We start from the raw sequence: 15239 nt of genomic DNA, 5'->3' as shown, positions 1-15239 counted from the left end.
CCGAAATGATGAAAAAATATTTCAACTATACACTCTTAGCCGGTATTTCGCTTTCGGTATTGGCTATTGCGGGTTGCAAAAAATATGATAATCCACCACCTGTGTTCGAAGAGCTGAAGCCCATTAGCGACGTGCAGCGAAAAGTGCTTGTGATCAGTATTGATGGGGTTACAGGTAGCGAAATCAAAACTATTGCGCCTACCAACATGGCCACCTTGCTGCAAACTTCCAAATATTCGTACGAAGTACAAAAAAGCGGTGTGGGTACCGATGCCTCTTCGTGGGCCAGCATGGCTACCGGGGTAAGCTACGCCAAGCATCAAATTGGTACCGAAAGTTTTGAAAGGTTGGCCGATCCAACCGGCGACGACCACGCGGCGGTAACTTCGTACAGAAACGTTTTAGATTACATTACGCAGTTTAAAGCCACCAAAACCGCAGTGGTAACGCCTTGGTCAAATCTTCGCTATTACCTCAGGAATGCCGATTTTGCTCCTGTAGTGAGCACAGATCTAGCCGTAAAGGACAGCACGGTTAACATCTTGAGCAAACAAGATAACGTAGGTGCCATCTTCGTCAACTTTAGGGATGTGGAAGCAGCCGGTGCCAATGGCGGATTTTTGGCCAGCAATGCCAATTATAAAAATGCCATTGTAAAAGCCGACGAATATGTGGGCAATATCGTAGCCGCATTAAAGGCAAGAAAGAATTATGCCAAGGAAGATTGGCTCATTATGGTGACCACCAATCACGGTGGCAGCAGCACCAATCCGCAGGCTGGCTTTATCATTGCTTCGAATCCAAGGCTTAAACAGGAAGAAATCAAAAAGAGAGGCTTCAATACGGTTTTGTTTAATAGCACCACCATTGGCGCGAGTGTGAATAACGACAATGGACTATACGACCCAGGTGCTACTAAAGACTTCACCGTGCAAATGCAGGCTAAATTTAACATTGATACCTATTATGTAGGTTTTTTGTCGAAGAGCACATTGATCAATACAAGTAGTTCTCAGCCACAAACCGGATGGCTATGGTTTCAAAGCGATTCTAAAAAATGGAAAACGTCTTTTGGAGGGGCTGCGAATGGAGGTGGAACAAGCAGACCAGAATGCGCTGGTGGTGTCGTTTTTGATGGCAATTGGCATACGCTTACCATGACGGTAAAATATGTAAACAGCACCACAAGAACTGTGAGCACCTACACCGACGGCAATCCGGATGCTACCTTAAACATTAGTTCTCTTAAAAGCTTAAGCACCACAGAGAAGTTAACATTGGGTTATAAGCAATTTTCTGGTGGAACAGGCTTGAATTTCCAAGGTGCTGAATTATTATATTTCAACACCGCATTAGACGCGGCAACCATTAAAGCAAATATTGCTTTAAAGGATATAACCCAACATCCGAATTATGCCAACCTGATTGGTTATTGGCAAAACAATGAAGGTACCGATGCCTATATTGCCAACAAGGCACCGGGTGGTTATGACATGTTGCTGTATGGCGCCTATACCTGGAAAGCTATGGGTACAGATGTACCATCTTCGGTAATTGCCGATCCAAATGCTACCGGCAAGTCGATCGCTCTGACACCGACCACTGTGGGTGCCAATATGTTGTATTGGATGAAGATCAAGATCCTGCCAGATTATGGTCTGGATGGCAATCCGTTCTTGAACCAATTTGAATTAGAATTTTTAAAGTAGTTTAAAAATAAATTTAGGTAAAAAAGTAAGCCCCGACCATTTGGACGGGGCTTTTTTATGGGTGTATAAGTTGCGGTTTATAACTGAGGCAATATTTTTTCCATTACTTCCATACCTTCGTCTATGTGTTTTTGCTCAATGCATAAGGCCGGACGGAAGCGAATGGTTTGGTTGCCACAACCTAAAAACATCACGTTGTTGTCCATGCCTTTCTGGATAAAGCTGTTGCGCATTTCCTTGCTCGGAAAATCGAAGGCGCAAAGTAGGCCACGGCCACGTACGTTGCTCATCTGAGCGTGTTTCGCAGCCAAGGCTTCTAATCTGTCTTTGAGGTAGGCGCCAACCTCGCTTGCGTTTTTGCACAGCTGATCGTCGTGAACAATGTTCAGGATCTGTGTAGAACGAACCATGTCGACCAAGTTGCCACCCCAGGTAGAATTGATGCGCGAAGGCACTTTAAACACATTGGTTTCGATTTCTTCTACCTTTTTGCCCACCAAAATGCCGCATACCTGCATTTTTTTGCCAAAAGCTACAATGTCTGGTCTTGCCTTTTCGCTAAAATGCTCATGGCACCAGAATTTTCCGGTTAAGCCAACGCCGGTTTGCACTTCATCATAAATCAGAAAAGCTTCGTTTTCATCGGCCAATTGGCGCAGTTGTGCTAAAAATTCTTCACGCAGGTGGTTGTCGCCACCCTCCGATTGGATTGGTTCGATAATAATGGCACAAATATCGTCTTTATGATCGGCAAAGGCCTGCTTAACCTGGGCAATTGATATTTCTTCGGTTGAGATAGCCGTTTGAAGATTTTCGCCGGTTAGGGGGAACTTTACCTGCGGTACCGGTACCCTTGGCCAATCGAACTTGGCAAACCATTTGGTTTTGTCGGGCAGGGTATTGGTAAGGCTCAAGGTATAGCCCGAGCGCCCATGAAATGCCTTTTCGAAATGCAGCACCTTAAATCCCTTTTCGGTGGTATAGCCTTTGGCAAAATTCTTCTGCACCTTCCAGTCCATGGCTACTTTAATGGCATTTTCAACAGCCAAGGCGCCACCTGCAATAAAAAAGGCATGTGGCAGGTACGCAGGGATGCCAACTTTGGCAAAGGTGGCTACAAATTCTGCATATTGCTGGGTGTAAACATCAGAGTTAGAGGGGTTGGCCAAGGCCGCCAATAAAAGGTTATGTTTAAAGGCTTCGTCGTTAATCATTTTGGGATGATTATAGCCCAAGGGAACCGATGCAAAGCAGGTAAAGAAATCGAGCAGCTGGCGCTTGTATTTAGAATCGTAAATATAAGCACCTTTGCTTTTCTCCATGTCATAGGTCAGGTCGAAACCATCGGCTAGGATATGTTGCTGCAAAGTTTGGGTTACTTGATCTGGCGCTACACTAAGTTGATACATAAAATTTATATTTTGGTGTTGTCCAAAAGTAACGAAATGTGCCAAATTATCAAATCTGGGCACTTTTTTGAGAAAAAGAGCAAAAACTAGGTTTAAACTGTTTAAAGTATGATTCTAGACAAAAAGCAAAACCGGACTAAACAGATGTGGAAAACTTTTTGGTCGGATTTGCGCCGATGAACCGTTGAGCAAAGCGGAGATTGGGGTTTTAACCATGAAAGAATGAAGGGGTGTGAAGTTGAGTATTGACCATGGACTATCGACCAAAAGCTGTCAACCTAAGGCTAAGAAATGGCTTTGTAAAAGGCATCTTTGTAAACATCGCCCAAGGCAATAACCTGATCGGCAATGTAAATGCGGTTGCGCTCAATGCTGCTGATTTTGTTCAGTGCCACAATAAACGACTTATGCACCCTCAAAAACTGAGAGCTGGGCAATTGTTCCTCCGTTTTTTTCATGGTTTGCAAGCTGGTAATCTTTTCGGTGGGGGTACAAATAACGATGTAGTTTTGCATCCCTTCAACATAAACAATATCGGCTGTGTTTACCCGCACCAGTTTATATTCGGTTTTCACAAAAATATGGTCTGTTTCTTTGTCGCTGGTTGGGCTTAGTGCTTGAGTTTGGTTGCCGGTTGCGAGTGCCTGCAGTACAAATTGGGCTTTTTCGGCTGCTTTATAAAAACGTTCGAAAGAAACGGGTTTCAGCAAATAATCTATCGCGTTGTTTTCAAATCCTTCTAAGGCATATTCGCTATAAGCCGTAGTAAAGATGACCTGGCATTTGGTGCCAATGATCTTTGTCAACTGGAGGCCGCTCAGCTCGGGCATTTGAATGTCGAGGAAAATCAGGTCTATGCCACCCTTCATTACCTGGTTGAGCGCGTCGAGCGGATCGGTGGTGCTATGCGCCAGTTCCAAAAAGGGCACTTTGGCCAAATGATGCTTTAATACATCAATGGCAAGGGGTTTATCATCAACAATAAGGCAGCGGATCATAGTGCTATGTTAAGGTCTACCGTAAAGGTACTATTTTGTTGGTCAATGCGCAGTTGGTGCTTTTGCGGGTAAATGAGTGCCAGGCGCCTTTTGACGTTGGCTAAGCCAATGCCCCCGGTTTTGTCTTTGCCCGAGGTACTGATCTTGTTTTTGACCAGCATGCCGAATTGTTTGCCGGCAATGCTCAATTCGATTTGGATGGGCTCATCCGCATCCTTAAAAACACCATGCTTAAACGCATTTTCGATAAAGTTGATTAATATGAGTGGTGCAATTTTTTGGTCTTTCACCTCGCCCTCAACCTTAAACCCGATAAAGGCTTTTCCTTTTTGCCCGATGCGCTGCAGCTCAATTACGTTTTCCAAATAGGCGATTTCGCGCGCCAAGGGTACATAGGCATCGTCGCTTTCGCGCAACATGTAGCGCAAAAGTTCTGACAGTTTGAGCAGGGCTTCGGGCGCTTCTTCGCTTTGTTGCTGGGCCAGCGCATAAATATCGTTAATGGTATTGAACAGGTAATGCGGATTGACCTGCGATTTGAGAAAAGCCAATTCGGTTTTGAACTGTTCTTTTTCGGCAATTTCCTTCTCCACGCGCATAGTGCGCCAGTCCATCAAATAGCTGAGCAAAAGCGCCAAAAAGATGTTGAGGAAGTTTGAACTCAGCACAACCATGGCCGCAAAAGAAAAAGTAAGGTCGAGTTCGTAGCTTTTCCAACCGATTAAAGGGTAAAAATGTTGTTCAAGGTAATAGTACAGCGGTGCAAAAACCAATATGGCGCCTACAAGGGAAACAATATATTTAAAAATGTTGCCTTTTTTAAGGAACAGCGGAATAAGCAGCAGGTAATTCACATAGAAAAAAGCCGCCGCACAGGCCGTTTGGATCAGCTTAACCGGCAAAACAATTCGTAGAAACAAGCCCCATTCGATTTGTGTGCCCAACACGCCGGTACCTAAGGCTACCAATAACACCTGTACAAACACCAATAGCCAATAGCCGATATGCAAATAAATAAAGGTTTGTTTCTTCATGTGCTAAAAATAGGCTAAAAACGATGGTTTTATCAAATGGTTTACATCAAAGGCCATATTTTATTGACAAAAGGCCCATTCATCCACACTTTAGGGCTAAGTTTTAAAAAAGCTTCTCATCAACAAGTTTTGGCCTCTTGTCAATCGTTTTTGTGGCGAGGTTTCAAACCTTCCAACTTTGGGGCATCAACAACAACATAAACAGATGAAAAAGCAACTCCTAATTTTCTTCACGGTTTTAAGCGGCTTAAGCCTCATGGCGAAAGCACAAACAAGTTCGCAACAAGCAAAAAACATTCAGAAATTTATTCAGGTATGGGGATTGATCAAGTATAAATCGCCCCAAGGCATTGCTGGTAGCTTCGATGCTGATAAGGTTTTCCTGGCAAATGTGGCTGCGATAAGCCAAGCAGACGAAGCATCTTGCAACGAAAAGCTGCTCAGCTTGTTAAACGAGAATACAGCAGGGGTGGAAAAGCCTGGCGTGGCAACCGACAAAGCCTTGTACCTGAACCAAAATCTGGATTATGGCTGGATCAAGGCCTTTCCCAAAAAACTACGAACGGCACTTCAGCTGCTTATCGATTATCGCAATACAAGCGGCAAGCACTATTATATTGCTGCCGATGGCAAAAACGTAGGGTTGGTGCCCAACGAAGTAGCTTATGCCGACTATGATTTTAAAAATGAAGCCATGAATTTGCTGGCATTGGCCAAAGCCTGGGCCGTTATCGAGTATTTGTTTCCTTACAAATATGTAATCGGCAAAAATTGGCAAGCGGTATTAACCGAATCGATCCCGGTGTTTAAGGCTGTTGATTCGAGAATGACTTATGAAAAAGCCGTGCTGACGCTCGAAAATGCCATTAACGATACCCACGCAGCCGGTATTTTAAGCCAGTTGAAAACCCTGCCTCAACTCTTTAAGCTGGTTTATTATCCACCATTTGATTACGAGGTAAGCCAATGGAAAATCGTGGTGACGAATATGTTAAACGATTCGCTGGCTCAAGCTTCTGACCTTAAAAAAGGCGACCAGATTTTGGCCATCAATGGTACCGACATCGAGCAATGGCTCAAAATACGCAGTGCCTTGTTGCCAGCCTCAAACGAAGCCGTCAAACAGCGCCACCTATCAACCGATTATAGGGGAAGGGCTTTTGCTTTTGCCGATCTGCCTGCCAAAACATTGACGGTAAAAGTAAGTAGAGGCAACAGGTTAATGAATTTGCAATTAGAAATGTTGGAGCGGGGCAATGCAAAACAGGTAGCGCTGATCAATGCTTATTTCAGATCGAAATATAACGCCGAACAGGCTTGGAAAGGATATGAAGAATTAGATGGGCAAATAGCTTTGGTAAGGGCAGGACGTTTTCATGATGAGAGTTTGCCGCAGGATGAGGAGGCCGAAATAGCCTTTTCAAAACAGCTACAAAGCAAAAAAGCCATCATTTTCGATATGCGCGAATACCCCCAAGCTCCCGGACTGTTTTATTATTACCTGCCAAGGGCTTTGGGTAAAGCAGCATTTAATTTTGGTCGCTACTACCGCGCGGCTTTGCAAAATCCGGGTGCGTTTGTAAGCCAAGAAGCCATAGAAACCTTCATGAGCAAAGACATGAAGCCTATAGGGGATTTATATACCGGCAAAATCGTAATCTTAACAAATGCAAATACACAAAGCATGGGCGAGTGGTTTAGCATGATGCTGAGGCAGTTTAACCAAAATACGGTGGTGATTGGCAGCCAAACTGCCGGCGCCGATGGAGACGAAAAGCAATTGAATTTGCCAGGTGGCTATCAGTTTGTTTTTACAGGCAATGGCATTTTTTATCCCAACGGAAAAGAAACGCAGCGAATAGGCATTGTTCCCGACCGCAGGTTTAAGCCAACGATGGCCGAAATCGCTTCCGGCAAGGATGTACAATTGCAAGAGGCGCTTAACTACCTCAACAAAATTAAATAAACCCCAATGCTAACCTTAAGCTAGCCCAGCATTTGGGTTAGCTTTTCCTGCATGCCCCAAATGCCCAATAAGCCACCGGTGTGGATAGCCAATATTTTATCGTCTTTTTTGAAGAAGTCCTTACCAGCTAAATCGTTAATGGCAAAGAACAGCTTGGCGGTATAAACCGGATCTACCAATAAGCCCGTTTGGCTGACAAAAGTTGTCATAAACTTTAAAAGCTGCGGCGTGGTTTTGGCATAGCCCCCGAAAGAATAGTCGGTATGTAAAGTAAGCCTACTCAAATTGGGTTCGTATTTAGCGATTTCGTCGGCTATAAAACCACCGTTTTTAAGTACAGGCACTACATGTAGCTGGGTGTGTAGCTGTTGGGCATTAATTCCTTGCAACAGGCCGGCCGCGGTAGTGCCTGTACCAGCTGCACAAAAGATATGGTTGTAGGTTAGGGGCAGTTCGGTAATGATGGCTGCGCAACCCCGTACCGCTTCGGCACTGGCTCCGCCTTCGTCAATAAAATAGGCCGTTTGGTTAGTGGCAAAATGTTTGTCAAACAGGTTCCGCTTATCCTTATAGCTTTCTCTATCTACAAAAATGAGTTGCATGCCAAATAACTTGCAGAGCAGGAGCATTTCGTTCTGTACGGTTTCGCCCCGTACAAAGGCCGTAGACTGAAAGCCATGTCTGGAGGCCGCGGCCGCTGTTGCCACCAGGTGGTTGGAATAAGCCCCGCCAAAAGTTACCAGGTGTTTTTGGCCTCGCTGTTGGGCATCGGCAAGGATATGTTGCAGCTTGCGCCACTTGTTGCCAGAAATATAAGGGTCGATCAGGTCGTCGCGCTTAACCCAAATTGGATGGAGGTGCTCAAAATTAAGGGCCTGAACCGGACTGTAAATCTGCATAACAAAAAAAGCTCCTCCAAAGAGAAGCTTTTTTATCGAGGTTTTAAAATTTTAGGCTATTTGCCAAAACCAAAGCCTATACCTACGTTGGCATAGTCGTACTTGGCTGTGGTATAAGAGCCGTAAACCCTGAAAAAGGCCATATTAAGCTGAAAGCCTACAGAAGCCCTAAATCCGTCTAAGTTGTTTTTAATGGAAATAGGATCAGTGTAAGTGGTGGTTTGATTGGGATTGAGTGCGGTTGGGGTAGAAAATTCGTAATCGCCTAAAGCTTTTAGGCTAGACGAAGAACTGTTGTAGCCAACGCTGGCAAAAGGGGTAAAAAACAGGAGTTTTTTAGAGATAATGGCTTCGCTATTAAATCCGTTAACTTTGATGTTGAGCTCTTGGTTCGAGTTTTGTGCATTGGTGTTTACCTGCAAAGGCAAGCTGTAGTTTAGGCGGGTAAAGCCTAAGGCAAGGGCTATATCAAAAGGCATGAGCTTTTGGCTTTTGCCCATGAGGAGCGGAAACAGTTCAACTTTGGCGCCTGCACCAAATAGGTCGATCTTTCCGGCATCGCTGCCTAATTTGATTTTGGGAACATAGCGCAAAGATACATCGATGTTTTTAGGTAAACCCATGGTCAGCTGTATTTGTGGCGAAGGCACAAAATGGATCCCAGTGCCTTGCGGCAGTTTAAAGGTTTCAGTAGTTGGTGTTCCGTTGGCATATAAACGCATGTTGGCACCTTGGCTGTCATTGCCAAAAGCGGTAGGGCCGGTACTCGGACCTCCTGGCGTAGCCGGCCTGATGTTCTGCAGGCCCAATGTATTCACATCGTAGGTACGGTCTGCCGTGGGCACAAAAGCTGCGGTAGCGGTAATGCGCAAATCGAAACGCAAAAATCCATTGCTCTTGGCGGTCGTGTTCCAGCCCGAATTTAAGCCAACGCCCAAGCCTTTAAACAAGGGATTCATATAGGCGTTGATGAGTTTGGTTGCATCCTCCGGACCTGATTTAAATAAGCCTTCTACATCTTGTTGGGCCAGGAGCCTGACCGGAAATAAAAATGCGCTTAGGATAAATAAAATCTTAAGCGCAGCTAATTTTGTTTTCATTTTTTCTATATCTGTTTGGTTTTAAGGCCGAAAGTATATCTTTCTAATCAGATAAGGAAAAAAGTTTAAAATAATCTTAACATTTTGAGTAAAGTTTTTCATGCGCCCGCCTATTAGTTCAGTTTTACAACGGTATATCAACAAATAGCGAGCCAATTTGTTTTTTTCGGGATTATCAAATTGTTAATCCTATTTTTGCACCATGGAGAACCATCAAATTGAGCAGGAAGAAGAGCAGGATTTATTTGAGCATTTTAATATTGTTGTTGATAAAGGACAGTCGTTGCTGCGCATTGACAAGTTTTTAATGCACCGTATAGAGAATGCTTCCCGCAACCGTATTCAGAATGCCATTGATGCGGGCAATGTACTGGTGAACAAGAAAACCGTCAAGTCGAGCTATAAAGTAAAGCCTTTCGATGAGATTTCCATCGTATTTGCCCATCCGCCCCGTGATACCGAGGTTTATCCAGAAAATATTCCGATCGATATCGTTTATGAAGACGACGACCTGCTGGTGGTGAACAAACCTGCCGGCATGGTGGTACACCCCGGCTTTAACAATTACACCGGTACTTTGGTTAATGCCTTGGCCTATCATTTTGAACAATTGCCTACCTTGCCCGGCAATGACGGCAGGCCCGGGCTGGTGCACCGCATCGATAAAGACACCTCTGGCCTTTTGCTCATCAGCAAGAACGAAATGACCATGACCAAACTGGCCAAACAGTTTTTCGACCATAGCATTACCCGTAAATATGTGGCGCTGGCCTGGGGCGATATTGAAACAGACGGAAGGATAACAGGCTACATTGGCCGAAGCCTGAAGAACAGGATTGTAATGGACATGTACGATGATGAAGAGAAGGGAAAATGGTCGGTTACCAATTATAAGGTGCTCGAGCGTTTGGGCTATGTCACGCTGATCAGCTGCCAGTTGGAAACGGGTCGTACACACCAAATTCGTGCACATATGCAACATATTGGCCATCCGCTGTTTAGCGATGCCAATTATGGTGGCGACAAGATTTTAAAGGGAACCACGTTTAACAAATACAAACAGTTTGTGGCCAATTGCTTTGAAATCATGCCACGCCAGGCTCTGCATGCACAAACGCTGGGTTTCATTCATCCCAGTACCCAAAAGTACATGGAATTTGAAGCACCTTTGCCGACCGATTTTGAGGCTGTTTTAACCAAATGGCGTAATTACGCCCAACAAGCTTAACCCATGATGTCGCCATACATTTTGCATAACGACGAATTTTTTGCGGCCGATGAAGCGATCATCAAGGCTAGCAACCGTGCATTTAAATTCGGCGATGGCCTGTTCGAGTCGATGCGCATGTGCAATGGCAAGCTGCAATTTGCGACATTGCACGCCGATAGGCTACGAGCCGGCATGAAGGCCCTAAAAATGGAAGGCTATGCCTTGCTCGATGATTATTTCCTGAAACAGAAAACAGCCGAACTGCTCAAAAAGAACAGGCTTCATGGCAATGTCCGTTTCAGGTTGGCGGTTTACCGCGATGGCGAAGGCCTGTACACCCCGCAAAGCAATAAGGTAGGCTATGTACTGGAAGCCATGCCTTTGGAAGGACCTTTTTATGAGCTGAACAAGAAGGGACTGATTATCGATGTATACGACGAAATTGCCAAACCCATTAACAAGCTGGCCAATTATAAAACCAGCAATGCCTTGCTTTATGTAATGGCGGCGCTTTTTCAGCAGCAGCATCGTTTAGACGAAACCTTGCTTTTGAACCAAAATGGGTTTTTATGCGAGAGCATGAGCTCGAACGTATTTGTGGTTTACCAGAAACAGATCTATACCCCAGCACTTTCAGAAGGCTGCGTGGCAGGCGTGATGCGCAATGTAGTGCTACAGTTGGCCAAAACCCATCAATTGCCGTTAATAGAGGCACAAATTAGTCCTGAAATCTTAAAGGAAGCCGAAGAAGTATTCGTAACCAATGCCAGCAGCGGCATACGCTGGGTAATGGGCTATGGCAAAAAACGCTATTTTAATGAAGTAGCCAAAGTGCTGAACGAAAAGCTTAATCTTTTAGTTGTTCATTAGTTCATTAGCTCATTGGGGTATTGGTTCATTCGGACATTGGTTTTATAGGAATGCAGGATTGTTTCATGAAAGAAAAACCTGGATTCTCATTGCCTGTAGCTTTCAACTTTCCACTTTCCACCTTCTGCCTTCTGGCCTATTGTCTTTCCCTGTTTCCATCGTATATTTTACTTGATTAAATTACAGTTAGCCAAGCATTCTTCGTAAAATTTTAGTATTATTGGTTACACACAAAATGAACCGATATGAAAAAATTACTCATCATCGTGATGGCCTGCTATGGCCTGAACGCTCGTTCGCAAGTGAACGAAAGCAAAAACTACCTGTACCTCTATTCCGATTCTACAATTCATGCACAAAAAGTCCGCTTGCGGCCTAATTTTTTAGGCTCTTGGGTATTAAGTGCCGATTCGAGAAGCGTGCCGCTGGGGCAGGTCAAATTCTTCAACAACGAAAGGGGTTTCTTTGCCAATACCCGACAGCTCAACTTTTTTGGCGAAGCATCGTTTGCCGAGAGGATCATCGAAGGAAAAATCAACCTGTATCAGCAGATTGTTTACCAAGATATACCCTACGATGGGGTTGATTATCGATTTAGTGGCTATAGACGCGAGCCGGTAAGCAGGCGTATGTTCTACAACAAAGGCTTTGCTAATTTGAAAAGGGTTAATTACGCCAACCTCAGCACCGATATGGCCGACAATCCGCAGAGTTTGGATCTGCTCAAAAGCTACAGGAAAAGCATGGCTACAGGCACGGTGATGTACGTGGCCGCCGGCGTGGCCATTCTTGCGGGCGTGGTTACTTTGGTTTCTGGCGATCCCTTTAAGCAAAACGGCAGCACTTACAGGGGCATGCCAACCTATAAAGACCGCAACTATACCCCAAGCTTTGTCTTGCTGGGGCTTGGTACGGGTTTAAGCGTGGGAGGCTTTCTGATCCAGCGGTCGGGTGCCAGAAACATGGAAAGAGCTATCGACAATTATAACCGGTAGTTTTTGGATCACAGGCAGTGTCGTTTCGGCCTGCCTGTTTTAAATTTACAGGCGCATGCCTCGTAAAAATTCTTCGATCAGCATGCGCTTTTTACCCTCGTATTGTATATCGGTTACCTTTAAAAAACCGTCTTTGGCGGCAAATTTCAAGAAGGTTTTGCCATCTGTTAAAAAAGCGCCAGCAGAAATTCCGGGCTCTTTTTCTTCCAAAACGGCACCGAATATTTTCAAAGCCTTATCATTAAAAGTGGTAAAGGCGGTAGGGTAAGGGCTTAAGCCTCTAATGTGGTTGTAAACCGTTTGGCTAGGTTGGTTCCAATCGATCTTGCAAAACTCCTTGAAAATTTTTGGTGCCATTTTAAGTTCGTCGCTTGCTGGCTGCGGTACCTCGTTATAATCGTTGGCTTCGATGGCTTTTACGGTCCTCACCAATAAATGGGCACCCAAATCCATCAGCTTGTCGTGCAATGAACCTGCGCTTTCGTCGTCGGTAATGGCCACAGAATCAGAAAAGATGATGTCGCCGGTGTCAATTTCATGTTTTAAGAAAAAGGTAGTTACGCCACTTTCCTTTTCGCCATTAATAATAACATGGTTAATTGGGGCTGCGCCACGGTATTGGGGCAACAGAGAGGCGTGCAGGTTAATAGTACCCTTGGGTGGCATGTTCCAAACCACTTCGGGCAACATCCTGAAGGCAACCACCACTTGCAGATCGGCTTTAAAGGCCTTCAGGTCTTCGATAAATGCAGGGTCTTTGAGTTTCAGGGGTTGCAAAACAGGAATACCTTTTGCTACCGCATATTTTTTTACAGCACTTTCACTTAGTTTTTGTCCGCGCCCGGCAGGTTTGTCTGCGGCGGTTACTACGGCAACAACATCGAACTCGGCCTGCAACAGGGCATCTAAAGAAGCAACGGCAAAATCGGGCGTACCCATAAAAACTATTTTCATCAGAATGTTGTTTATTCTCAGCAACCGAAAATCGGGGCTGTTCCATACAAAAATAACTAAAATTCGTTCAAATTTATCTTGTTTCCATGGTTTCAACCGAAGAAGTACTCAGTTCAAGCAGTTTGGTTTATGTTAACCCGGCTATGCCTGGGTTTTGCAGGAAGGGAAAGCCAGGTCATTTTTACTATGAAGATACCCAAGGCAAACGACTACAAAACGAGGCCGATTTGGCAAGAATCCAAAAACTGGTATTGCCACCAGCGTGGACCAACGTTTGGATTTCGCCCAAAAAGAATGGTTATTTACAGGCTGTGGGTTTGGACGCGGCCGGACGCAAGCAATACCGCTATCATCCCGACTGGACCAGCAGAAAATCAGATCATAAGTACTTCAGGCTGCTTGAATTTGGCAAGTCTTTGCCCAAGGCCCGCAGGCAGGTGGCCAAAGACCTGAGCAGAAAAGACTTCGACCAAAGAAAGGTATTGGCCATCTGTATTCGTGTCATCGAAAAAACACTGATCAGGATCGGTAACGAAAGCTACAAAAAGAACTATGGCAGCTACGGCTTGAGTACGCTGCGCGATAAACATTTTAAGCAGCAAGGCAATCAATCGTTTTTGACTTTTGTAGGCAAGAAAGGGGTAAGTCAGGAGGTGGCATTAAGCGATAAAAACCTGGCCAAACTGGTTAAAAAATGCAAGGATATTCCCGGGCAGGAGCTATTCCAGTTTTATACCCAGGGCAAAACACATCAAGCCGTAGATTCGGGAATGATCAACAATTACATCCGCGAAATTACCGGTAGCGATTTTACGGCAAAGGATTTCAGGACCTGGGGCGGTACCTTGGAGGCCTTGAGGCAATTGGCCCATTTAACGAAGCGTTACCCTGAAATGTCGAAACAAAAGATCATCGTAGAGATGCTCGACTGTGTATCGGGCAAGCTGGGCAACACCCGTGCCGTGTGTAAAAGTGCTTATGTTTATCCGCAATTGCTGGTGGCTTTCGAGGAAGATCGGCTGCAACCTTACCTGAAACAAATTAGTCAGCCTGATGCCCAAGAGGCCAAAGCCATACAAAACGACGAAAAGGTACTCCTGCGCTTTTTGAAAAAGGCAAGTATTGTTTAAAAATCTGGTTATTTGCGACTTAAGTCCGTAAAAGCCTTTTCGAAAGTCGGCAAATCAAGGCCCAATAGCTTGCCTTGCCTAACCACATAACCTGTTAACGATTCGAGTTCGGTTTGTTTGTTGGCCATAAAATCGCGGTGCATGGAAGAGGTGGCCTGATCAGGCAGGGCTTCGTAGTGCGCCATCGACTTGTCCATAATGTCTGGATCAACAGCAATGCCCTTGGCCTTGGCTAAGGTTGTTACTTCGGTAATCAGCTTGGCCAAAGTTTCGCGGTTTGCTTGCAATAATTCCCCCACGGGCTGGTCAAAATAGGAAGTAGCCGTAGCCAGCGATGAAAGAAAGATGAATTTCTGCCAGATGATTTTCGAAATTGTTGAGGTGAGCGTGGCTTCAATACCAGCCGCTTTCAGGAAATGTTCAAGCTGGTTAAGCCGTTCGTCGGTAACCTGGTCTATACCGAAAAAGAGTTTTTGCTGATGGCCAATGTTCTCTACCACACCGGGTTCTTTTAGGGCCGAAACGATATACACGCAACCCGAAGGCACGGTGGTTTGGGGCAATAAGCTCCTGATTTTTTCGGCGCCTTCAATGCCATTGAGCAGAGGCAATATTGTGGTTTGTGGGCCAATGCAGGGTTTTAGCTGGGCAATGATCGTGTCCAGGTCGTAGTTTTTTGTACAAATGATGATGTAGTCGGCCAGGCCGATTTCGTTGGCATTGTCGGTAGCCAGGTAAGGCCGGGCAATAAAAGATACTTCGCCTCTGATTACCGTTAAGCCGCGTTCCCTAATTTGTTCGAGATGCTCGCCACGGGCAATAAAAGATACCTGAACAGCGCTGTTGGCGTATTTTTTGGCCAGTAGACCTCCAAAATAACCACCAACCCCACCAATGCCTGCAACAACTATTTTGGTTTGATCGGTCACTTTAACAAGGGTTTAGTACGGTTGATAACTTGCTTT

13 protein-coding genes are annotated in these 15239 nt (G+C 45.0%); 6 read left to right on the top strand and 7 right to left on the bottom strand.

Going from position 1 to position 15239, the window contains the following annotated elements; genetic code table 11:
- Nucleotides 1-5: 5 nt before the first annotated feature.
- Nucleotides 6-1709 (top strand): alkaline phosphatase family protein, encoded by a 1704-nt coding sequence (locus tag AC6H1S_RS12740; protein ID WP_199136463.1) that lies wholly within the window; start codon nucleotides 6-8, stop codon nucleotides 1707-1709.
- A gap of 77 nt (nucleotides 1710-1786) precedes the next feature.
- On the opposite strand, the gene lat is transcribed toward AC6H1S_RS12740, so the two are convergent.
- The 3 genes from lat to AC6H1S_RS12725 all read right to left on the bottom strand — a co-directional run bounded on the left by lat (nucleotide 1787) and on the right by AC6H1S_RS12725 (nucleotide 5150).
- Nucleotides 1787-3118, bottom strand: a complete 1332-nt coding sequence (gene lat / locus AC6H1S_RS12735) for an L-lysine 6-transaminase (protein WP_497563855.1) — start codon at nucleotides 3116-3118, stop codon at nucleotides 1787-1789.
- Nucleotides 3119-3402: 284 nt separating this feature from the next.
- Nucleotides 3403-4116, bottom strand: a complete 714-nt coding sequence (locus tag AC6H1S_RS12730) for a LytR/AlgR family response regulator transcription factor (protein ID WP_497563854.1) — start codon at nucleotides 4114-4116, stop codon at nucleotides 3403-3405.
- On the bottom strand, nucleotides 4113-5150 hold the full coding sequence (locus AC6H1S_RS12725) for a sensor histidine kinase (protein WP_497563853.1): 1038 nt from the start codon (nucleotides 5148-5150) through the stop codon (nucleotides 4113-4115). The genes AC6H1S_RS12730 and AC6H1S_RS12725 overlap by 4 nt, the downstream gene beginning before the upstream one ends.
- Before the next feature lie 205 nt (nucleotides 5151-5355).
- Between AC6H1S_RS12725 and AC6H1S_RS12720 the strand changes: the two genes are divergently transcribed.
- Nucleotides 5356-7116, top strand: coding sequence for a S41 family peptidase (locus AC6H1S_RS12720; RefSeq protein WP_497563852.1), 1761 nt, complete (start codon nucleotides 5356-5358; stop codon nucleotides 7114-7116).
- Nucleotides 7117-7136: 20 nt separating this feature from the next.
- Here AC6H1S_RS12720 and AC6H1S_RS12715 read toward each other — a convergent pair whose 3' ends face one another.
- Together AC6H1S_RS12715 and AC6H1S_RS12710 are read right to left on the bottom strand one after the other, a co-directional pair.
- Nucleotides 7137-8015 (bottom strand): 1-aminocyclopropane-1-carboxylate deaminase/D-cysteine desulfhydrase, encoded by an 879-nt coding sequence (locus tag AC6H1S_RS12715; RefSeq protein WP_497563851.1) that lies wholly within the window; start codon nucleotides 8013-8015, stop codon nucleotides 7137-7139.
- A gap of 56 nt (nucleotides 8016-8071) precedes the next feature.
- Entirely contained in the window at nucleotides 8072-9115 is a 1044-nt protein-coding gene (locus tag AC6H1S_RS12710; RefSeq protein ID WP_497563850.1) for a DUF6588 family protein, read from the bottom strand.
- Between the two features lie 202 nt (nucleotides 9116-9317).
- Here AC6H1S_RS12710 and AC6H1S_RS12705 point away from each other — a divergent pair, with 202 nt between their 5' ends.
- The 3 genes from AC6H1S_RS12705 to AC6H1S_RS12695 all read left to right on the top strand — a co-directional run bounded on the left by AC6H1S_RS12705 (nucleotide 9318) and on the right by AC6H1S_RS12695 (nucleotide 12190).
- Entirely contained in the window at nucleotides 9318-10343 is a 1026-nt protein-coding gene (locus AC6H1S_RS12705; protein WP_199136494.1) for an RluA family pseudouridine synthase, read from the top strand.
- Nucleotides 10344-10346: 3 nt separating this feature from the next.
- A complete protein-coding gene (locus tag AC6H1S_RS12700; RefSeq protein ID WP_497563849.1) occupies nucleotides 10347-11195 on the top strand; it encodes an aminotransferase class IV in 849 nt (282 codons plus the stop codon).
- A 245-nt stretch (nucleotides 11196-11440) separates the two neighbouring features.
- Nucleotides 11441-12190, top strand: coding sequence for a hypothetical protein (locus tag AC6H1S_RS12695; protein ID WP_497563848.1), 750 nt, complete (start codon nucleotides 11441-11443; stop codon nucleotides 12188-12190).
- A gap of 45 nt (nucleotides 12191-12235) precedes the next feature.
- Here the strand turns inward: AC6H1S_RS12695 and fmt are convergent, their stop codons facing one another.
- Nucleotides 12236-13144, bottom strand: a complete 909-nt coding sequence (fmt, locus tag AC6H1S_RS12690) for a methionyl-tRNA formyltransferase (protein ID WP_199136500.1) — start codon at nucleotides 13142-13144, stop codon at nucleotides 12236-12238.
- Between the two features lie 86 nt (nucleotides 13145-13230).
- Here fmt and AC6H1S_RS12685 point away from each other — a divergent pair, with 86 nt between their 5' ends.
- Nucleotides 13231-14274, top strand: coding sequence for a DNA topoisomerase IB (locus AC6H1S_RS12685; RefSeq protein WP_497563847.1), 1044 nt, complete (start codon nucleotides 13231-13233; stop codon nucleotides 14272-14274).
- Between the two features lie 8 nt (nucleotides 14275-14282).
- On the opposite strand, the gene AC6H1S_RS12680 is transcribed toward AC6H1S_RS12685, so the two are convergent.
- Nucleotides 14283-15203 carry a ketopantoate reductase family protein gene (locus AC6H1S_RS12680; RefSeq protein WP_497563846.1) on the bottom strand — a complete coding sequence of 307 codons (921 nt, stop codon included), beginning with the start codon at nucleotides 15201-15203 and terminating at the stop codon, nucleotides 14283-14285.
- Between the last annotated feature and the right edge of the window lie 36 nt (nucleotides 15204-15239).

The sequence above is a fragment of the Pedobacter sp. TM02 genome (assembly GCF_059705275.1).
The sequence above is the reverse complement of the archived record's forward strand: the minus strand, read 5'-3'. Positions and strand labels throughout refer to the sequence as shown.